The sequence below is a fragment of the Spirosoma jeollabukense genome (assembly GCF_054777855.1).
On the sequence record NZ_BAAHAD010000001.1, the window covers coordinates 1,254,879 to 1,275,673 of the forward strand.

Below are 20,795 nucleotides of genomic sequence, written 5' to 3' on the forward strand. Positions count from 1 at the left end.
TACCTTCTTCTTGTGCGAGACCAGACTAAAAACGAAAATCTATTTGGATATTGTATAGTAAAATTTGGGATCGGCTTTTTTTCTGTTTACAGCCTATCTTCTTGCTAAGTATTTCCCGTTTAAGAGGATAATTTTTCTATGTAAATTACCCCATTTCCCAAAAATAAGCTACTGGAAGCAAACTCCCTAATAACCCTGTTACCCAGCTTTGCCACGCTGCAAAAAAGTTCCAGGAACAGTTCTACTTTCTCTTGCATTAATACCGGAAACGTGGTGTCCTTATAATTGGCTTCTTACGCGCATCCGGTGCTGGTAAAGCATAACCCAAGATGATTTCATGTGATGTTGCACTTTTTGCCTTCGCGCCGTTAGTAATAACATCCAGCGAATAGCCGACACGTAAGGCATTGTCCCGCAATAAATTGATACCAATCGTAGCCACAGCAGCATCTTTAAAGCGATAGCCTAGCCCAGCCCAAATTCGATTGTCATATGTACCCAGTAAATTTACGGCTACTGTAGATCCTGGAAATCCCTGAACTGTGCTGTATTGAACTAAAACCGATGGCTGCACATCAATGTTATAACCAACGCCAAGCCGATATCCTGCGGTCAAGTAGGCCTTACTATCAGACGGGTCAGTTGATCGGTCGGTCACATAGCTGTACTTTGCCTTGTTTAAGTGCGTCATGCTGACTCCAATCCAATAGTCAACCGTATTGTAATATACTCCAGCGCCTATATCGGGTTTGAATTGGTTGATACGTCCACCCGGAATGAGCGGGTCACCAGGATCATTTGGGCGAAACTGTCCATAGTCATATCCCTTATTAAACATACCAGCCTGTATGCCAATGGCTAATGTCCCATTCTTAAGCGCTAGTCGATACGCGTATGATAGCTGCACCGCCTGATTTATTGACGGACCATATTTATCATTGAGAGCATAGATACCAATACCACTATTGATTTTGGCTAATGGCATGTTAAATGACAAGAGCTGTGTGCTCTGTGCGGCACTCTCATCGCCATTACCAATGGTCTGATATCCCAAATATTGAGTTCTATGGGTAAGTTGAATCCGCGATACACCTTCCGACCCTGCAGCAGCTGGATTATAGTATAACGGATTATACATGTATAGACTAAATTGTGGGTCTTGCTGTGCAAACGCAGTCGGACCTGCAACCGTCAGCAGCAATAAAGCATAAACGTAAAGTGTGCGAATCATACTACCTAACCGAAATCAGAACTACTACTCTCATGGAACAGCGTTCCTGTAAATACTATCACAGTTTACAACTAAACGCCCGCATAATCAAATTATTGGCCCTATTTACATGATGAATGCCGGAAATGAGTTAAAAACCCGATCCCGGCATTCAACACGTGAATAACTGTGTTTTTTACGGATTGTTAGTCTTCTTAATGTACAAATCCAGTGCACCTGTCATAGAAGGCGCGTTGGGCAACGGAGCTTCAATATCGATCGTTAGTCCAGCATCAGTAATTGCTTTAGCCGTTGTAGGGCCGAAAGCCGCCAGCCGCGTGCCGTTTTGGTTAAAGTCAGGGAAATTGCTCAACAATGAACTCACGCCCGATGGGCTGAAGAAGGCAATAATATCATAACTCTGAATATCAAGATCCGATAAGTCGGTTGGTACTGTATCATACATTACGGCCTCGGTAAAGTGTAGACCGCTGGTATCCATAAACTCTGGAATATCATTACGGCGGATATTCGAGCAAGGAAACAGGAATTTTTCGTTCTTATGCTTCTTAATCAGGTCAAATAGCTCCGTAGCGGTTTTAGTCCCGTTGAAGATCTTACGTTTCCGAATGACAATGTATTTCTGCAGGTAGTTTGCGGTCTGCTCTGAAATACAGAAGTATTTCATATCGGCCGGAACCTCAATACGCCCCTCCTGGCAAATTCGAAAAAAATGATCTATGGCATTTCGGCTGGTGAAGATAATAGCCGTATGCGCCAGGATATTTATTTTTTGACGACGAAAGTCTTTGAATGACTCTCCCTGAATTTGAATAAAGGGCCGAAAGTCGATCTGAAGATTGTACTTACTTCCTAAATCAAAATAAGGTGATTTTTCGTCGGCAGGGCGGGATTGGGTCACTAGAAGACGGTTAACTTTCGTAAGCCGGTCTTGGGTAGGTTGCATGCTGGTCTCGTTCATTGAATCTCTACTCGGATCAATCGTTCGTTTTTAGTTTGCAGTTTTTGTTTTTAGCCAAAAAACACGTTTAGGTTAGCCGATTAACCAAAAGCTAGTAACAATAAACTATAAACTTTTCATCATAGTGCGAATCGCAAACCTATGATGAGTGGAATCAATTCAACGATACAAAGGTACGAAAATAAATAAAGATTCTTGATAGGTTCCAAGCTTCGGATAACGAAGTATAACAATGTCAGCCGAGCAGCATAGAACCCAATCAACGGTAGCAACAATATATTTTCTGACCAGGGCATTGCTGGTGTATTATAGGCAAGAACAGCCAGCAATAAGGTCATACACGTAAAGAACAGCAGTGACGACTGTACTATTTTAAAATAATGAACCTGTATACTTTCCTCCAATTTATAGAGCCCGCCTATCACCTCCAGTGATACGTATTTACCTATAAGACTGATCAATACAACAATACTTAATAAGAAAAACTCACCTACCAATCCACCCAGGCTCTGCTGACCCAATAACAGTGCCCGTGAGGCAAATACGTCAAGATTCCGACTTTGCACGAAAACAATCAGGTAAGCAATGATAAAGCTCAGGTTAAGTGTAAATAGCAGATTAACACTGCTTAGCGGACGGTTAATCAGGAACGAATCATCCTGTGCCCGCAGGGAAATCAAGTCCCGAAAATTGTAAAAACGTTGAAAGGCTCTACGATATAAGGCAAATAGAAAGGCATGAGTTGCCAGCAGAAATAGGAGTCCGAAGCCCAGGAAATTCTCATAAATTGTTCGCGGGCGGGGGCGAACGCTCAGATTATCATCCCGTAGGATAACGGGCTTCTGAGTAGCTGATTTAGGGTAACCAATAAAAAGTTGCTTATCATTGATACCTGGAGCCCCATAAATGGTTAGGAATATTTCGGGCTGGCGATACGTTCGAAACAGGCTATCAATGCTTAATATTTGCCACTGATTGGCGCGGAGCTTCCGTTTGAGAGCCGCATTGATAAACAGATAGCCATCCTGACGAGTCGATATCAGTAAGCTATAATGCCGATTGCTTTCAAGATCGACATAGGCGCTTAACGCAGTCTGATCGGCATGTTGCTCAATAATGTAAGGTATATAGGCTTTGGCTCCTTCGTCATACACCTGAAAATCATTACGAAAATCATGAATTGGATAGAAGCGATTCTCTGGACCGATGCCATTGACACGTGGCTGAGCAGTCACGATTGAAAAGATAAAGAGCGAAACCGGAACGCCGGAGCGGAGCAAAAAGCGAAAGAGTGTTATAATGAATATAGTCGCCCATTTCAATACACATCTTTTCGCTCTTTCACTCCCTCGCTCTTTCACTCTTTATTTAATTCTTTCCTAACGCTTTCAGCATTGTTTCGCCGATTAGTGCGGGTGACTCAACGACGTGGATACCACAATCACGCATAATAGCCATTTTAGCAGCCGCCGTATCATCAGCGCCACCAACAATAGCACCCGCGTGACCCATCCGACGGCCTTTAGGGGCAGTCTGACCAGCAATGAAGCCTACTACAGGCTTACGGTTACCATCGGCCTTTATCCAGCGGGCCGCTTCGGCTTCCATACCACCACCAATTTCACCTATCATAACGATCGCTTCGGTGTCTGGATCGTTCATCAGCAATTCGACCGCCTGCTTGGTCGTCGTACCAATAATGGGGTCTCCTCCAATACCAATGGCTGTTGACTGACCCAGCCCTGCTTTCGTCAACTGATCAACTGCTTCATACGTCAATGTACCGGACTTGGAAACAATACCAATCTTCCCTTTCTTAAAAATAAAACCCGGCATAATGCCAACTTTACATTCCTCGGCCGTCATGACGCCGGGGCAGTTTGGGCCAATTAGCCGCACATCTTTGCCAGCCAGGTAATTTTTCACATTGACCATGTCTTCGGTTGGAATACCTTCGGTAATGCAAATGATGACCTTAATACCAGCCTCGGCAGATTCCATGATGGCATCGGCAGCAAAAGCAGGTGGCACAAAAATGATGGAAACGTCGGCACCGGCTTCATCAACAGCCTGTTGAACAGTGTTGAACACAGGCCGGTCGAGGTGAGTCTGGCCACCTTTGCCGGGCGTTACGCCCCCAACGACGTTGGTACCATACTCGATCATCTGTTGGGCATGAAAACTGCCTTCAGAGCCGGTGAAGCCCTGGACGATAACTTTGGAGTCTTTGTTAACTAAAACACTCATGACGGTTTGTAAATCGTTGGCGATACGGTTATCTACTACTAACCCGGACAGACGAAAGAAAAATGAGTATCAACATTCAGTAAGGTCTTTCTTCTTCCGTCTATTCGACTGGTTACCCTAAAAAGTTGGGCAAAAGTAGCCGAATCTTCGTAAATTACGTGATGATTTTTTCGCACATCCTTTCCGGCTTTATTCTGGCTGGGACGGGCATCGGAGTATTCTGGCATTTTTTCGGACGAATTGCCCTCTTTAATCGGTTATTGTGGGGGTTCTTCTTACTAACAACCTCACTGGCCGCACTAATTAGCGTGATTCATTTTGCGGGGTACGAATCACTCGAACCCCTACGCCAATCAATGATTGTGCTCTCTGATAGTCTGGGAGTTGTATGTGCTGTAACAGCGGTTTACGCCCTTCTTAATCAGCGCACGCTTTCGCTGATAACCTTTGTGGCAACAATCCTCTTTGGCTTATTCCTGTTTGTTAGTCTATCGTTGCCTGATGGACGAGTTTTTACGCCGATCGTACCCTCTATGGGTATTTTAGTACTTATGCTGTTGGCCGTTTTTTCGCTACTTCAACGTAATAAACGGGGATTATGGGTTGTCCTGGCGGCCATGATGATGGGACTTGCAACTAAAGCCGATTCATTTAACAACTTCGTGCATCCAACTGATTTCTATCACTATGCTACTACGTTGGCCCTCTGGTTTTTCGGAAAAGCGTCAGACTGGCGTGTTGGAACCCGGTAAATTGAAACAAATAAGCGCTGAAAAAAAGTTAGCGACCTGGTTAACCAATACCTTCTTCAATCAGTTACTTCATCACTTATTTTTCGGTTACCAACTACTCAACGAACGTGAATTTCCCGGAATTAACTCACGATTCAGCCGAAGCGGCTCGGGCCGCCCGCTTAATCTATGTGAGTGATACAATGCCTGGCATTAGCCGCCAGGGCAATCCTAATCAGTTTAGGTATGTTGACCAGCACGGTCATGAAGTAGACGATGCCGAAACGCTGGGCCGAATTCGAAGTATGGCTTTGCCACCCGCCTGGCAAAACGTCTGGATTAGTCCTAAAGTGAACAGTCATTTGCAAGCCACGGGTATCGATACCAAAAATCGAAAGCAGTATCGGTATCATCCTAAGTGGAATGCCATTCGGAGTCAGACAAAATTTTTTCGGATGGTGGCCTTTGGCCAAGCCCTGCCCCTACTTCGGGCTCGATTGGCCAGCGATCTCAAAACTCGTGAATTGTCTCGGGAGAAAGTTATTGCCATTGCCCTGAGTGTAATGGAGCAAACACTGATTCGGGTGGGGAATGCTTCGTACGAAAAAGAGTATGGTTCGTATGGCTTAACAACCTTAAAAGACCGGCACGTAAAACTGGAAGGCACTGAAGCACGGTTTAGCTTTAAAGGAAAAAAAGGAATTTATCACGATATCACTCTTCACGACCGGCGGTTATCCCGTTTAGTAAAAGCCTGCCGCGACATTCCTGGCAAAGAGTTATTTCAGTATTTTGACGAGACAGGAAACCGTCATCCGATTGACTCCGGCATGGTTAATACGTACTTGCGTGAAACAATGGGTGATGATTTCTCAGCAAAGGATTTCCGCACTTGGGCGGGTACGGTAAATGCCCTGCGGCTTCTAGCCCAGTTAGAACCCTGTGACACGGAGAAAGAACTGAAGAAAAATGTAAATACAGTCTTAGATGAGGTATCTCATCAATTGGGTAATACACGCACTGTTTGCCGGAAACACTACGTGCATCCGCAGATACTGGAAGCTTATGAATGCCAGGATTTGAATCCCTATATCAAGCAAAAAGCCCGCTTTCAACAAACGAGTCCGCACGGACTCGATGGCATCGAAAAATTGCTGCTAAAGTTTCTGAAAGATCAGGTAAAGAAGACTGGCAAATCAGCGAAGTGAGTCGCTTTTTGGCGTCTCTGGTGCATTGGCCTTTCGGATTTTCATACCCCGATTCGAGGCCCATTCCTCAGCTTTGGCCGTTGCAATAGCGATGGCTCGTTTTTCGTCCGTACCATCAGCAAGCAGCGCGTTGGCGATGTCGATGGCTTTGTTACGTACCGGTGCCATAAAATTCTTCAACGAATCGGGATATTCTTTCTTTGTCCAGGGCATATAGTTGAGCCGTTAGTGAATTATCCACAATAACTGCATCCCCAAAAAACTGTTTACTGACGGCCAAGTTCTTGGGTAATGGTGCTACTTAGGCGCAGGAGTTCGATCTCAGCCGTCTTGGAATTAAACTCAGCATCGATCAGCCGAAGCTGGGCATCCAGCAGGTTACGCTGCACATCGCGAAAACCAACGGCCGTTAAGGTGCCCAATCGATATCGATCGTAAGCAATATCCACGTTTTGTGTAGTGATTTTATAGTTCTGGATTTCGAGCGATAATAATTGCAAATTGGTCTTGTACTGCTGATACGTCTGTGTCAGGGCCAGATCAAGTTGTACACGCTGGTCATTCGCCTGGTACTCCGCGGCCAGTGCATTCACAGAAGCTACCTGATTTAGCCGACGCTGATTAAATCCATTAAAAATTGGCACCGATGCCTGAATACCATACGTAAAGCCATTATTTCGGGCAGTGGCAACGGTTGTGTTACCTCCCTGGTTATTGGTATTCGTGTAAGTATACCCAGACAATAGATTAAGCGTTGGAAACTGTTGGGCTTTCGCTAATTTTATGTTGATGTCCGCTACACGACGGTTTAGAACGGCAGCGGCCAACAAGGGGTTATTATTAATCAATGACTCCCGCAGTTGTTCCAGTGCCAGATTAGAGCGAACCAGAATCGTATCACGTACTGAGAATTCAGTACTGGGGTCACGCACCAGAAGCGTGTTGAGCAACGTTTTAGCGTTGCTCAAAGCCAGCTGCTGGGCGATGAGGGCCGCACTATCTACATTATAATCAACCTGGGCTGTCAGATAATCAACTTTCGAGAAGCTCCCTACTTCAAAATTAGTTTTGGCCAGATCGAGCCGATACTGCGATATATCGAGCGCCTGTCGCACGGCCAGCAATCGTTGTAATTGACGCACGACATCATAGTACGATGTTGACACCCGCGCCACTGTTGCCTCTATGTTGGCTCGCGTATTTACTTCACTGATCCGGACTAACTCTTTTAATTGATCGAGCAAGTAGAACGTAGCAAAACCGTTGAAAACCGTCCAGTTTAGATTGAGACTCACTGTCGTGTTTTTACTGATGACACCCGGCCGGTCGGTTGGAGACGTAGTGGGTACCAGGTAGGTCTGACGCAGGTGCTGATTGGAATTATTATTAGTCAGGTTACCAAACAAGGTAGGTAACATACCCGCGTTACCCAGCGTCGTATTGTATGCAGCTACCTGTTGCTGAGTTTGCGTTACCTTAATTTGATAGTTTTGAGCCAGTGCCGTTTGAATAGCATCAGCCAGTGTAACTACTTCCCCCTGCTGCACAATGGTAGCATTGCGCAGGGCACGCTGAATAGGAGTTTGGGCAGGTTGTTGAGCGAAGGCCGAAAAAGAGAAACAAGTAAAAAGAATCCAACTGCTGAGCTTCATTGAATTAAGGTTAACGAGAACGATCTGGACAAAAATACAAGAATCTATGATTAGCTGGTTGGCTTATTAACTTTCGATTATCTTGCAATTTTTCCCAACCTCCCATTATGAAACACCTTTTGCGCTTGATGGCGCTTCTGCCGATCTTATTAGCCGGTTGTACATCCAAGAAAAAGGCCGATTTACTCGTTACCAACGCCCATATATACACCGCCGATTCGAGCTTTTCTACGGCGGATGCCTTTGCGATAAAAGATGGAAAATTTCTGGCTGTTGGTGCTAGTCAAGACCTTACTAATCAATATGATGCCGAAACTACGGCCGATTTAAAAGGGCAACCTGTTTACCCTGGATTTTACGATCCTCATTCACATTTTCTGGGCTTGGGCCAGGTGCTTGACCAAGCTGATCTGGTTGGGGCGAACTCCTATGACGAGGTGATTGAGCGACTAAAAAATTTCTATCAAAAACACCCAAAAGTCTTATGGCTCACGGGGCGGGGTTGGGATCAAAATGACTGGACTGATAAAGAATTTCCGACAAAAGAAAAGTTAGATGCCATTTTCCCAAATATTCCGGTTGCCTTAATGCGCGTGGATGGTCATGCGCTGCTCGTCAATTCAAAAGCGCTTAGACTGGCAAACGTAACGGCCGGATCGAAGATGCCCGGTGGCGAAATTTTAGTTAGAAATACTCAGCCCACGGGCGTTCTGGTAGATAACGCCATGCAGCTTATCAAACGGGTCATCCCGCAACCTGATAACACCGACAAGGCACGTATGCTGTTGAATGCCGAAAAAGCCTGCGTCGCCCTGGGCCTAACGAGCATATCAGATGCCGGTATCAGCCCCGACGAAATCAACTTGATTGATAGTTTGCAACGTACTGGCAAGCTCAAGATCCGCGACTATGCGATGATCAGCCTTGGCGAACCGAATATAAATTATTTTCTCAAACGTGGTCCTTTCCAGACCGATCGCCTAACCGTTCGTGCGTTTAAACTCTATGCGGACGGAGCGCTCGGTTCTCGTGGAGCTTGCCTCCGACGTCCTTACAATGATCGACCGGAAACAGGTGGCTTTTTGCTTCTCAGTCCGGCTGAACTGGAACGTGTAACGAAGTTACTGTACGAGTCAAAATTTCAGGCTAACACTCACTGCATTGGCGATTCGGCCAATCACCTTATGCTTGATCTGTACGGCAAATTGCTAAAAGGCAAAAACGATCGCCGTTGGCGAATCGAACACGCGCAGGTTGTCTCGCCGGAAGATGTCTGGAAATTTGGACGGTATTCAGTCATTCCATCGGTGCAGCCAACGCATGCTACGTCGGATATGTACTGGGCTGCCGATCGCTTAGGGCCCGTTCGGGTAAAAGGCGCGTATGCCTTCAAAGATCTCATGAAACAAAATAGCCTGATTGCCTTTGGTAGTGATTTTCCAGTCGAAGCCGTCAATCCATTATTTGGCTTTCATGCGGCTGTGGCCCGACAGGATGCGAAAAACTTTCCCGACAGTGGCTACCAAATGGAAAACGCCGTTGACCGTAAATCAGCTTTGCTGGCGATGACTCGCTGGGCAGCTTATGCCTGTTTTGAAGACCACCTTCGCGGCAGCATTGCGCCAGGTAAACAAGCCGATTTTGTCGTGCTTGATCAGGATATTATGACCGTTCCTAACGCCCAGTTGCGGCAAACTAAAGTACGCCAAACCTGGATTGGCGGTGAGCGGGTTTATTAATTAAACCACCTCCAGAATTTGATACGTCAGATTATTGAACGTAGCAGCATCGCCGATTTTCTTACTCGCTAACACGGTGGCAATAGGCGAGGCCGCTGAAACAGCAAAGTAATCTTTACCGTTGAGCGTAAGTTTTCCGGCACTGATACTAATAAAAAAAACACCCCGATTTGTGACAACTAAACTCCCCGGCTGAATACTATCGTATTTCTTGTCAATGGTCTGTCGGCTTAATTCCTGGCTCAATTTTATGGCTTCAGCCAGCAACTGCGCATGTCGGTCCCGCTCCAGTTGTGCCATCGCCCGACCTGTTTCGTATTTGTCGCCCGCGCTACTTTTCGACTCAGAATTCGCCGATTCCTGGGCGGCCTGCATGGCCTCTTTAGCCGTATCGATACGTTGTTGTACGTAGTGCTGGCATAAGGCAAGAAGTGCCTCCTTCGTTTGTTGATCCGTACCTGTCACGTTATAAATTTCCTTTTTTCATTTCATTTACGGCGAAATTAGCCGCTCGTGCGGTTAAAGCCATAAATGTAATGGATGGATTCTGAGAGCCCGTCGACGCCATGGCTGCCCCATCCGTAACGAACACGTTTTTCACGGCATGAAGCTGATTATGTGCATTGAGCAGTGATGTTTTCGGGTCACGACCCATCCGGACACCCCCTACTTCATGTATGTCGAGGCCGGGATTTCGGTGATCGTCATACGGCTTAATATTTTTGCAACCCGATTTGTCCAGCATCTCAGCGCCCTGTTCCAGGAAGTCTTTCATTACTTTCAGGTCGTTGTCAGTGTAGTCGATAGACGTCACGAGTTGCGGAATACCCCAGGCATCTTTTTGGTCGGCGCTAAGCCGCACGTGATTTTCGTAGCGCGGAACCGTTTCTGCCTGCATCATCATGAACACGTTCCAGGCTCCCGGATCACTCAATTTGTCTTTAAACCCGGCCCCAAAACCTTCCTGTGACGCCCCACGATGCCAGTTGGTACGGGCAGCGCTGAAAGCCACCATGTAGCCCCGCTGAAAATCCATTTCCTGTTTACGAACGTTCCGAAAGTTGGGCATAAAGGCCGTTGTTGGTCGACGTCCATAATAATATCCGTCTTCAAAGCCTTCGTAATCAGCGACAATATTTCCTCGATAATTATGAAACGCTACGTATCGACCTAGCAAACCGTTATCATTCCCCAAACCAGTTGGAAAACGTTTTGATGTAGAATTAAGTAATACCAGGTTTGTATTCAAACAGGCCGCATTGACAAAAATAATCCGGGCATAATACTCCGTCATTTGCTTCGTATGCGCGTCGATAACCCGAACGCCTGTCGCTTTTCCGAACGTCGGCCCGGCCTTCACTTCATCGTAAATAATCGAATGAACGACAGAATCGGGACGTAGCGTTAGTTTACCGGTTTTGGCTGCCCATGGAATCGTAGAGGAATTACTACTGAAGTAGCCACCGTAGGGACAACCCCGATAGCACAAATGCCGCGCCTGGCACTGCGCTCGCCCCTGATCATAGTGAATTTGCTTCGGTTCAGTCAGGTGCGCGCACCGGCCAATAATAACGTGGCGGTCTTTATAGTGTTCGGCAACCCGCTTCTGAATGTGTTTCTCTACACAGTTCAGTTCCCACGGTTTCAGGAATTCACCATCGGGTAGTGTTTCCAATCCGTCTTTGTTTCCGCTGATACCCACAAATTTCTCAACATGGCTATACCAGGGCGCAAGGTCTTCGTACCGAATCGGCCAGTCAACAGCGGCACCGTCGCGGGCATTGGCTTCAAAATCAAACTTACTCCACCGCTGCGTCTGCCGCGCCCAGATCAGCGATTTACCGCCCACCTGATAGCCCCGAATCCAGTCAAACGGCTTTTCCTGCACGTAGGGATGCTCGGCATCCTTCACAAAAAACTGCTGCGTGCTCTCATCCAGGGCGTAGCACTTTGTCGCAATGGGGTTTTCCTGGTCAAAGGCTTCGGGCATTCGGTTTCGATGTGGAAACTCCCAGGGATTCTGCGTTGCCGTAGGATAATCAACAATATGCCGAACATCACGTCCCCGCTCCAGAACGAGCGTTTTCAATCCTTTCTCGCAGAGTTCCTTGGCCGCCCACCCTCCGCTAATTCCCGATCCAATGACGATGGCATCGTACGTACGTGCAGCTTTGGCGTCACCGTTGATATTCATGAGTTGGTACCGTTTAACTATAAAAGTACAAAACTCGGTTATCTATACCGTATTGATTCGACCACATTTTGACAATAAAATTATTGCTAAACAACTTGACAATATTTTTATTGTTAATATTTTTGACAAAATATCTATTGTCAAATGAGAAACGTTATTGGTCAGGCCGTATCCGGAAGTGATTTTTTTGATCGCCCACAGGTGATTAACAAAATACGTCGCGCTATTCGCAATGGTAACTCTATCTATCTGTCAGCACCCCGACGGGTGGGTAAAACATCGGTAATGAACTTCCTTCAGGACAATCCTGAGACGGAACAACATTATATCTATGTAATCACACAATCCATTGATTCTGTAGATGGTTTTTATAAAGAATTAGCGAAACAAGTTATTGACAGCTCGGCTTTTCGCACCATGGCAAAAGTAACGGACACCTTAAAAAAAGTAGCCGGAGGCTTACTGCAACGTATCAATCTCAAAGTTTCTGTTCCGTTTCTTGACGTTTCTCTCGACAAAGGAGAACCCATAAATTTTCAAACAGATTTAGAGAAACTGCTGGAAGAATTAGATTTAAACGGCGGTAAACTTATCATCATGGTTGATGAGTTTACAGAAACACTCGACAATATCTTCCTGAAACACGGTAAACAGGAAGCCCGACGGTTTTTGCAACTCTTCCGAGAACTAATGCACAACCGCGAATTAGCCAACAAGGTGCAGTTTCTGCTGACGGGTTCTATTGGTCTCCAACCGTTGGTCAAGAAACTTGACGCCAGCGATCTTATCAATCAACTGCAATACATTGATATTCCGCCACTAACCGAAGACGAGGCTTGTACCCTTTTTCGAAAACTCATTGAACTGGAAGGGATTCAGATTGATGACAAAACGGTTCGCTTTATTCTACAAAAGATTGACTGGTTAATGCCTTTTCACGTGCAATTACTGGTGCAGGAAGTTATCGATGTATATGAAAGCAGCGGCAACCCAATTGATAGCGCAAAAGCAGAAAAAGCATTTCAGCAGGTATTTCACCAACGCAATAAAATCTATTTCGAACAATACTACGAGCGGTTGAAAAAACGGCTTGAACCCGGCGCTGAATATCTATTTGTTCATGACGTATTAAATAGGGCTACAGAAGAAACACCATTAGAGAAATCTGTTGTTCATGATCTGGCTGTTAAGCACAATATTGCTGAAAATTATAAGGCCACCGTTGAGTCGTTGGAGTACGACGGTTATTTACACCAGACGAACGATAACAAAGCATACCGATTTAATTCATCCATTCTCAAAATCTGGTGGAAAAAATATGTCAGCTAACCCGCAACCGCTAATTGCCACCATCTACAACCCGCATAATCAGAGTAAAGAAGCGCTGATTGCCGGGTTCATTGCCCGCAAGCAAAAATTCGAGCGGCTATTCCGTGACATACGCGATTCACCCATGACCAAACCCGAGCAACATTACCTTATTCAGGGTATTCGGGGGATGGGCAAAACGACGCTGTTGCTACGTATCGCTTACGAAATAGATAATATGCCCGAGTTACGTGAGCGACTCATTCCAATTGTGTTCAATGAAGAAGAATATGGTATTGGCTCGCTAGCTGATGTGTGGGAGCGTACTGCTCAGTATCTAGGCGAAACCGACGTAGCATTTGTCGATTTGTACGACGTAATGACGAAGCAATACGGTCAGGACGATTATGAACAACAAGCCCTTCAGACGCTCATTAGCGCGCTTCAACAGCGGAATAAAAAACTGTTATTGCTTATCGACAACATCGGCAACGTACTGAAAAAATTAGATAATCAGGAAGAACAACGCTTGCGCGAAGTGCTACTCACTACGCCTGAACTGCGACTCATTGGCGCTACATCGGTGGTTATTGAGCAAGTTCATGATTACACAAAGCCGTTTTACGAATTCTTCAAAATTGTTCATTTAGATGGCCTCTCTCAGCAGGAAGCCATCGACCTATTTTTGAAGCTTGGCGAAACCTACCATGCTGATGCGGTGCAGCAGTTGATTGAACGCCAACCGGGACGTATTGAAGCTATCCGCCGACTAACAGGCGGTGTGATTCGGACAATGGTACTCTTGTTTGAGATATTAGTAGAAAACGATTCTGGTTCCGTTTTTAGCGATCTAAAAGTGTTGCTCGACCGTGTTACTCCCCTCTACAAACACCGTCTGGACGACCTACCTGCTCAGCAGCAGAAAATTGTAGCTGCACTGGCCCAGGCTTGGGATGCTGCTAGCACAAAAGAAATGGCCCAAGTTGTACGTCTGGAAAGTAAAGTTGTATCCGCGCAGTTAAAGCAGTTAATTGATAACAGTATAGTCGAAAAAGTAGAAACTAATACTAAAAACCACCTCTACCGACTCGAAGAGCGATTTTTTAACATTTGGTATTTAATGCGTTTTGGCAGAAAAACCGATCAGCGGGTGCTTTGGCTAGTGCGCTTTTTTGAGACGATGTTTGAAGGTAATGCCGAATGGATGCAGGAACGTATTGATGGACATTTGCTGGCAATGGAAATCGGGACATTAGACCCGGAAGCAGCTTTGTTTTTAACTACAGCGTTTTCAGGGGTTTTAAAGGACGAAGAGATGGAGGATTTGTTGAAAAAAGAAACAAGAGATTATTTGACGAAGCTTGGACGTAGTGAGCTAGCTAAAGAAGTTAGTAGCTCACATTACGAGTCTGTAAGTTTGTTAATAAATAATGGTCAATACCAAGCTGCAATAGATACTCTTTTAGTATTTACTAAAAAAACAGTTGATGTCTATCTTGACTTAGCAGCCTGTTATATGTTTATAGGGGAGCCGGAGAAAGTGACCGAAAACATAAAGCTAATGTTCATTACCAATGAGAGTATTCGTAAAAGTTTAGATGAGGCTTTGAATGATGACCACACTAAAGATGGGGCAATGTTACTTTCTTCACATATTACTAACTTAGTAATAGAATATCCAACAAAGACTATAAGTTTAACTGATACTGCATTAGAGCATATCTCCCAAATCGCTTTTGAATATTTTCTCTCTGCAAATAAAGACAGAAAAAAAATCTCCAAATCGCTTATGAAAATTGTGAGCGGTGTTATTATCGAATATAACCAAAACAATAAAGATGAGAATATAGATGATCTACACAACCTTAAGATCGTTGAGTATATAATAAATTTATGGAACAACGATTTTAATTTTTTAATTAATACATCAATATCACCATTTTCATTATCACATGTTCAACAAATCGCCAAAGAAAAATACCCACAGGAAGATTTTTCTTTTCTAGGCCAAACCTACCTCAAACTTCTCCTTGCCAAGAAGCAATACCACACCGCATACAACTACTTCCAGCAGGAAGAGTGGCAATTGAAAGATCGGTTTAAACCGCTGTATTATGCTACGTTATATTTCCTAAAAGAGGAGTACCCAACCGAGTATTTGCGCATGGGACCGGAACTGAAAGAGACCGTAGATGATATTTTGGCTGAAGTCGCGCAGATGGCAATTGATTATGCTTAAACCCATCCCTAACAAATCCACCGTTTCAATCGGTTTTGTAAACAACCTGCGTTGCTTTCGGCTTATTTCAAAAAGTATAACCAAAGCAACGTTATGGAAGCTAAAATTCCCCCACAGCATCAGGACATTCAGCCCGGTATTGAAGCCGAGCTGGACCCGCAGCCGAAGGTGATCCGGTATCTTTATAAAGGTGCCAACAAATTGAAAGACAAAGTCGCGCTTATTACAGGTGGCGACAGTGGGATTGGTCGGGCGGTGGCCGTTCACTTTGCCCGTGAAGGCGCCGACGTAGCGATTTCGTATACACCCCGCGAAGAGGTTGATGCGCAGAAAACCAAAGAGTTAGTTGAAGCCCAAGGCCGGAAATGCCTGTTGCTGCCGGGCGATATCCGGCAGGAAACGTACTGTAAATATATTGTTGACAGTACTGTTGAGCAACTCGGCAAGCTCAATATTCTGGTTAATAACGCCGGGTTACAACTGCAACATAAAACCCTCGAAGAGGCTACTGATGACGATTTGCTGGCCACTTACGAGACCAATATCTATTCGTTTTTCCGGGTTACCAAAGCCGCTGTGCCACACCTGCATAAGGGCGACACAATTATTAACACTACGTCGATTACGGCCTATCAGGGTCGTGCTGACCTACTCGAATACTCGTCTACCAAAGGCGCGATCATGACGTTTACAAGGGCCTTATCAAGCAACCTGATTACCAAAGGGATTCGGGTCAATGCTGTAGCACCTGGACCGATCTGGACACCGCTTAATCCGTCTTCAGTCTCGGCGAAAGAAGTCGCTGAGTTCGGTAAAGACGTGCCAATGAAACGGCCCGGTCAACCCAGCGAAGTAGCGCCCGCCTATGTGTTTCTGGCTTCGGAAGATGCTTCATACATCACAGGACAGGTCTTACACCCCAACGGTGGAACAATTGTAAATGCGTAAAAACAAGTCGTCAGTTGATAGTCAATAGTCGTTAGCTAAAAACAGCTATCGGATGAAATTCACTATTGACTGACGACTATCGACTCATGACTATTATGGACCAAATGGAAATTGAAACCAAGCCCCAGCATCAGAACGCGCAGCCGGGCCTGGAATATGAAATGGACCCACAACCGATTTATATTCGGGATGATTATCAGGGGGCAGATAAATTAAAAGACAAAATTGCCGTCATCACCGGTGGCGATTCGGGGATTGGCCGAGCCGTGGCCATTCATTTTGCCCGCGAAGGGGCTAACCTGGCCGTACTTTATCATCCACGTGAGGAGCAGGACGCGCAAAAAACGAAAGCGCTCATTGAAGCCGAAGGTCGAAGTTGCTTATTGATTCCCGGCGATTTGAAACAACTATCTTTTATTCAGCAAGCAGTTGATACCATCATCGATACGTATAAGCACATCAATATTCTGGTCAATAACGCAGCTAACCACGTTGAACAAAAGGAATTTGTTGATATATCGGATCAGCAGATGCGTGAAACGTTTGAGCTGAACATTCTGGCTATGTTCCGACTTACAAAAGCCTTGTTGCCGTATATGGCTGAAAACGACTGTATTATCAACACAACGTCGGTGGTATCCTATCGGGGAAGCGAAGCTCTGATTGACTATGCATCGACTAAAGGAGCTGTGACGGCCTTCACGCGATCGCTATCGCAAAACCTGATTGAGCGCAAAATCCGCGTAAACGCTGTGGCACCTGGCCCCATCTGGACTCCTTTAATTGTGGCGACGAAAACGCTCAAAGAAGTCGAGGAGTTTGGCAAAGATGTACCCATGGAACGTCCCGGCCAACCGGCGGAACTGGCACCTGCCTACGTGTTTCTGGCCTCTGAAGATGCGTCATATTTTGCCGGCCAGGTCATCCATGTCAACGGGGGCGAGGTCGTTAATTCATAGCGTTTCGATAGTTCTAAGCTATATTTATAGTCGTTCTGAAATAATATTCGGAACGGCTTTTTTTATGGAAACAACTGCCTCTGCTCCGCTTACTGTGCCCTTGGTTCCAGGTCTGCCACTGCTTGGCAACACGCTTGCGTTCTTCCGCGATCCATTAAGTACGCTACAAACTTTACAGCGTCAACAAAATCGTATGGTGCATCTTCGGATTGGTGGGCGACACCAATACCTGGTTTTCAGCCCCGAAGACAGCAAACACATTTTACAGGAAAATCACCGCAATTACGGCCGGTCGCCTGCGTTTCAGGTGCTGAAAATTTTTTTAGGAAACGGACTGCTCACCAGCGAAGGTGATTTCTGGCGTCGGCAACGGCGACTGGCGCAACCAGCCTTTCATCGTCAGAAATTAGCGGCTCTCGCACAGACCATGATTACTGAAACGGCGATCTGGCTCGACGAATTGAAACAAAGCAATCGAATGCAGCCAGTGAATGTATCACAGGCATTTATGGACGTAACGATGCGGATTGTCTGCAAAACGCTGTTTGGTTCCGACGTAGCAGCCCAGCTTAGTGGATTATCATCGGCGCTCGATACGCTGAATTACATGGCCAACGAACGCCTGGTATCACCGTTCCGCTTGCCACTGCATTGGCCAACGCCTGGTAATCTCCGCTTTCGGCGGGCAAGCGCCCAGGTCGATTCGTTTATTTACGAATTAATTAACCAGCGCCGAAAAAACGTGAACGCCGACCAGGGCGATGATTTGCTCGGCATGTTGCTCAGCACAGAGGATGAAGAAACGGGGGAACGCATGTCAGACCAACAACTGCGCGATGAATGCGTTACGTTGTTTGCTGCCGGTCATGAAACCACAGCGGTCTCAATGGCCTGGACACTTCATTTATTAACGCAACATCCCGATGTAGTGAACCGACTTCGGGCAGAGAGTCAATCGGTGTTGGGCAAGGCTAAAATACCATCTGCTGATGCTTTTCGTGCCCTCCCCTATGCCTTACAGGTCGTACAGGAATCGCTACGTCTTTATCCACCGGCCTGGATCATGAGCCGTCTGGCACTGGGCGATGATCCGATCGGATCGTACGCCATTCCGGCAGGTGCTACAGCGCTGGTATGCCCCTACCTGCTTCACCGGGACCCCACAAACTGGCCTGATCCTGAACGCTTCGACCCCGATCGATTTGCGCCGGGTAGTATCAAAGAGCAGTTGCATCCTTACGCGTATCTGCCTTTTGGCGGTGGACCGCGCCTGTGCATCGGCAATCAATTTGCCCTGATGGAAATGCAGATTTTATTGGCCATGATGGTACGTAGTTTTGACTTTCAGCCCGTGCCAAGTCAACGCATTAGACCTAAACCGTTAATTACGCTACGTCCTAACAAGCCGATTCAGGTAGTTTTAGCATAATGGCTAATTATACTTTTTAAAGAATCTGTTTATTTAACCGTTTCACGATAGCAACTAAAAAGGTCACCTAACAGACGGTTAACTTTTTTGAGTAACAAAGTCCGTGAAACGGGGTTGCATCTTTCGTAGATGGCATTGACTTTCTGGTCCTTTTACTCAAACTTAGTTAATCCATTGATGCTTTTGTTTCAATTCATCTTAAAGGCGACACAATGAGACTACAAATTCATGCCGTGCGATTCACGGCCGATCAAAGCCTGTTAGATTTTATCCAGGCAAAGCTTGATAAGTTAGACACTTTTCATGACCGTATCGTTAGCGGAGAGGTGTTTCTACGACTAGAAGGAGCTGACTCCAACAAGGTCAAGGAGAAAATAGTCGAAGTACGGCTACTGATTCCAGGTAAAGAAATTTTCGTCAAAGAACATGACAAAAGTTTCGAGAGTGCTACCGACCGGGTGATGGATGTCCTGAAAGACAAGCTCGTTCGGTTTAAGCAAAAACGAAATGACATTTCAAGCCCAGCCATTACTGAGGCTAAATCCCGAACAGAAGAAGACGAGATTTTTGAAATCGACGAGTTATAAATCAGTAATTTAGCCAAACAGAAAGACCCACCAGCTAAGCTGGTGGGTCTTTCTGTTTATCGTCGGAATAACAAAAATTATAGGCCAAAAGCGGTTTTAACTTTATCCGTAAAATCAAGTTTTTCCCAGGTGAACAGCTCAACTTCCATCGTTTTAGTCTGACCGTTCGAGCCAAACGTTTTAGTAACAACTTCGTTCTTTCGACCCATGTGGCCATAAGCAGCGGTTTCAGAATAGATTGGATTGCGAAGTTTTAGCCGCTGTTCAATAGCGTAGGGACGCATATCAAAAATCTCGGCAACTTTCTCGGCAATAACGCCATCGTGCATATCCACTTTTGACGTTCCGTACGTATTTACATATAAACCGCAAGGCTTCGCTACGCCGATGGCATACGATACCTGCACCAACACCTGATCGCAAAGACCAGCCGCCACTAAATTTTTAGCAATGTGACGGGTAGCATAAGCGGCTGAACGATCTACTTTGGAAGGGTCTTTGCCCGAAAAAGCACCACCGCCGTGCGCACCTTTACCGCCATACGTATCAACAATGATCTTACGACCTGTTAGACCCGTATCGCCGTGCGGACCACCGATCACGAATTTACCCGTTGGGTTGATGTAATACGTAATGTTATCCGTAAATAGACCATGCAATTCTGCTTTCTGAGCGGCCTTAACCCGGGGAATAACAATGTTGATGATGTCTTCCTTGATTTTCTTCAGCATCGCTTCGTCATCAGCGAAATCGTCGTGTTGCGTCGAAACAACAATTGTATCAATCCGAATAGGCTGATCATCGTCTGAGTACTCGATCGTCACCTGCGACTTGGCGTCAGGCCGTAAATAGGGCATTAACTCAATTTCGTTATTCCGGATCACCGACATTTCACGCAGGATGGCATGAGCCAGATCCAACGGTAAAGGCATGTAATTGTCCGTTTCGTTGGTGGCATACCCAAACATCATACCCTGATCGCCCGCGCCCTGTGCATTGGCTAAAGTTTCGAAGTCGTCGTTAGCAACTTCACGATCAACGCCCTGGTTAATGTCGGCCGATTGGTCGTGCAAGGCCGAAAAAATACCACACGAGTTGGCCTCAAACATATATTCACTCTTGGTGTAGCCGATTTTACGGATCACCTCGCGCGTAATTTTTTGAACGTCTAAGTACGTATCGGTTTTTATTTCGCCAGCCAGAACCACCTGGCCAGTCGTTACCAGCGTTTCACAGGCTACTTTACTGGATGGATCAAACGCCAGAAAGTTATCAATTAGCGCGTCGGATATTTGATCGGCGACTTTGTCGGGGTGTCCCTCAGAGACAGACTCGGAAGTGAAGAGATAAGGCATTGCTGCT

General features: G+C 45.8%; 18 protein-coding genes. 9 read left to right on the forward strand and 9 right to left on the reverse strand.

Features of this window, described 5'->3' with window-relative positions; genetic code table 11:
* Positions 1-256: 256 nt before the first annotated feature.
* The 4 genes from ACYVEA_RS05100 to sucD all read right to left on the reverse strand — a co-directional run bounded on the left by ACYVEA_RS05100 (position 257) and on the right by sucD (position 4,439).
* Positions 257-1,231: a PorP/SprF family type IX secretion system membrane protein gene (locus tag ACYVEA_RS05100; protein ID WP_461112253.1), complete on the reverse strand. Its 975-nt coding sequence runs from the start codon at positions 1,229-1,231 to the stop codon at positions 257-259.
* A 175-nt stretch (positions 1,232-1,406) separates the two neighbouring features.
* The gene (locus ACYVEA_RS05105) at positions 1,407-2,192 is read right to left on the reverse strand and encodes a uroporphyrinogen-III synthase (RefSeq protein WP_461112254.1); all 786 of its coding nucleotides are present in this window, start codon (positions 2,190-2,192) and stop codon (positions 1,407-1,409) included.
* Positions 2,193-2,311: 119 nt separating this feature from the next.
* The gene (locus ACYVEA_RS05110; protein ID WP_461112255.1) at positions 2,312-3,427 is read right to left on the reverse strand and encodes a DUF4271 domain-containing protein; all 1,116 of its coding nucleotides are present in this window, start codon (positions 3,425-3,427) and stop codon (positions 2,312-2,314) included.
* Positions 3,428-3,560: 133 nt separating this feature from the next.
* Complete coding sequence (sucD, locus tag ACYVEA_RS05115; RefSeq protein WP_461112256.1) at positions 3,561-4,439, reverse strand: succinate--CoA ligase subunit alpha; 879 nt, start codon at positions 4,437-4,439, stop codon at positions 3,561-3,563.
* A gap of 161 nt (positions 4,440-4,600) precedes the next feature.
* Between sucD and ACYVEA_RS05120 the strand changes: the two genes are divergently transcribed.
* Both ACYVEA_RS05120 and ACYVEA_RS05125 read left to right on the forward strand, forming a co-directional pair.
* Entirely contained in the window at positions 4,601-5,191 is a 591-nt protein-coding gene (locus ACYVEA_RS05120) for a DUF6962 family protein (protein ID WP_461112257.1), read from the forward strand.
* A 107-nt stretch (positions 5,192-5,298) separates the two neighbouring features.
* Positions 5,299-6,378, forward strand: a complete 1,080-nt coding sequence (locus ACYVEA_RS05125) for a DNA topoisomerase IB (protein ID WP_461112258.1) — start codon at positions 5,299-5,301, stop codon at positions 6,376-6,378.
* Here ACYVEA_RS05125 and ACYVEA_RS05130 read toward each other — a convergent pair.
* Both ACYVEA_RS05130 and ACYVEA_RS05135 read right to left on the reverse strand, forming a co-directional pair.
* The gene (locus tag ACYVEA_RS05130) at positions 6,367-6,591 is read right to left on the reverse strand and encodes a DUF2188 domain-containing protein (protein ID WP_461112260.1); all 225 of its coding nucleotides are present in this window, start codon (positions 6,589-6,591) and stop codon (positions 6,367-6,369) included. The two genes, ACYVEA_RS05125 and ACYVEA_RS05130, sit on opposite strands and share 12 nt — an antisense overlap.
* 53 nt (positions 6,592-6,644) lie before the next feature.
* Complete coding sequence (locus ACYVEA_RS05135; protein ID WP_461112261.1) at positions 6,645-8,030, reverse strand: TolC family protein; 1,386 nt, start codon at positions 8,028-8,030, stop codon at positions 6,645-6,647.
* Between the two features lie 107 nt (positions 8,031-8,137).
* Here ACYVEA_RS05135 and ACYVEA_RS05140 point away from each other — a divergent pair, with 107 nt between their 5' ends.
* Positions 8,138-9,769, forward strand: a complete 1,632-nt coding sequence (locus tag ACYVEA_RS05140; RefSeq protein WP_461112263.1) for an amidohydrolase — start codon at positions 8,138-8,140, stop codon at positions 9,767-9,769.
* Here the strand turns inward: ACYVEA_RS05140 and ACYVEA_RS05145 are convergent, their stop codons facing one another.
* Both ACYVEA_RS05145 and ACYVEA_RS05150 read right to left on the reverse strand, forming a co-directional pair.
* Positions 9,770-10,234 (reverse strand): 3-oxoacyl-ACP synthase, encoded by a 465-nt coding sequence (locus tag ACYVEA_RS05145; RefSeq protein WP_461112264.1) that lies wholly within the window; start codon positions 10,232-10,234, stop codon positions 9,770-9,772.
* A 1-nt stretch (position 10,235) separates the two neighbouring features.
* The gene (locus tag ACYVEA_RS05150; RefSeq protein WP_461112265.1) at positions 10,236-11,963 is read right to left on the reverse strand and encodes a GMC oxidoreductase; all 1,728 of its coding nucleotides are present in this window, start codon (positions 11,961-11,963) and stop codon (positions 10,236-10,238) included.
* A 144-nt stretch (positions 11,964-12,107) separates the two neighbouring features.
* On the opposite strand from ACYVEA_RS05150, the gene ACYVEA_RS05155 reads away from it, so the two are divergent.
* The 6 genes from ACYVEA_RS05155 to ACYVEA_RS05180 all read left to right on the forward strand — a co-directional run bounded on the left by ACYVEA_RS05155 (position 12,108) and on the right by ACYVEA_RS05180 (position 19,433).
* Positions 12,108-13,292, forward strand: coding sequence for an ATP-binding protein (locus ACYVEA_RS05155; protein ID WP_461112266.1), 1,185 nt, complete (start codon positions 12,108-12,110; stop codon positions 13,290-13,292).
* On the forward strand, positions 13,282-15,510 hold the full coding sequence (locus tag ACYVEA_RS05160; RefSeq protein ID WP_461112267.1) for an ATP-binding protein: 2,229 nt from the start codon (positions 13,282-13,284) through the stop codon (positions 15,508-15,510). The genes ACYVEA_RS05155 and ACYVEA_RS05160 overlap by 11 nt, the downstream gene beginning before the upstream one ends.
* A gap of 51 nt (positions 15,511-15,561) precedes the next feature.
* The gene (locus tag ACYVEA_RS05165) at positions 15,562-16,458 is read left to right on the forward strand and encodes an SDR family oxidoreductase (RefSeq protein WP_461112268.1); all 897 of its coding nucleotides are present in this window, start codon (positions 15,562-15,564) and stop codon (positions 16,456-16,458) included.
* Positions 16,459-16,553: 95 nt separating this feature from the next.
* Positions 16,554-17,417, forward strand: coding sequence for an SDR family oxidoreductase (locus tag ACYVEA_RS05170; RefSeq protein WP_461112953.1), 864 nt, complete (start codon positions 16,554-16,556; stop codon positions 17,415-17,417).
* 64 nt (positions 17,418-17,481) lie between these two features.
* Entirely contained in the window at positions 17,482-18,846 is a 1,365-nt protein-coding gene (locus ACYVEA_RS05175) for a cytochrome P450 (protein WP_461112269.1), read from the forward strand.
* 212 nt (positions 18,847-19,058) lie between these two features.
* On the forward strand, positions 19,059-19,433 hold the full coding sequence (locus ACYVEA_RS05180; RefSeq protein ID WP_093828576.1) for an HPF/RaiA family ribosome-associated protein: 375 nt from the start codon (positions 19,059-19,061) through the stop codon (positions 19,431-19,433).
* Between the two features lie 77 nt (positions 19,434-19,510).
* On the opposite strand, the gene metK is transcribed toward ACYVEA_RS05180, so the two are convergent.
* Positions 19,511-20,788: a methionine adenosyltransferase gene (gene metK / locus ACYVEA_RS05185; RefSeq protein WP_461112270.1), complete on the reverse strand. Its 1,278-nt coding sequence runs from the start codon at positions 20,786-20,788 to the stop codon at positions 19,511-19,513.
* Between the last annotated feature and the right edge of the window lie 7 nt (positions 20,789-20,795).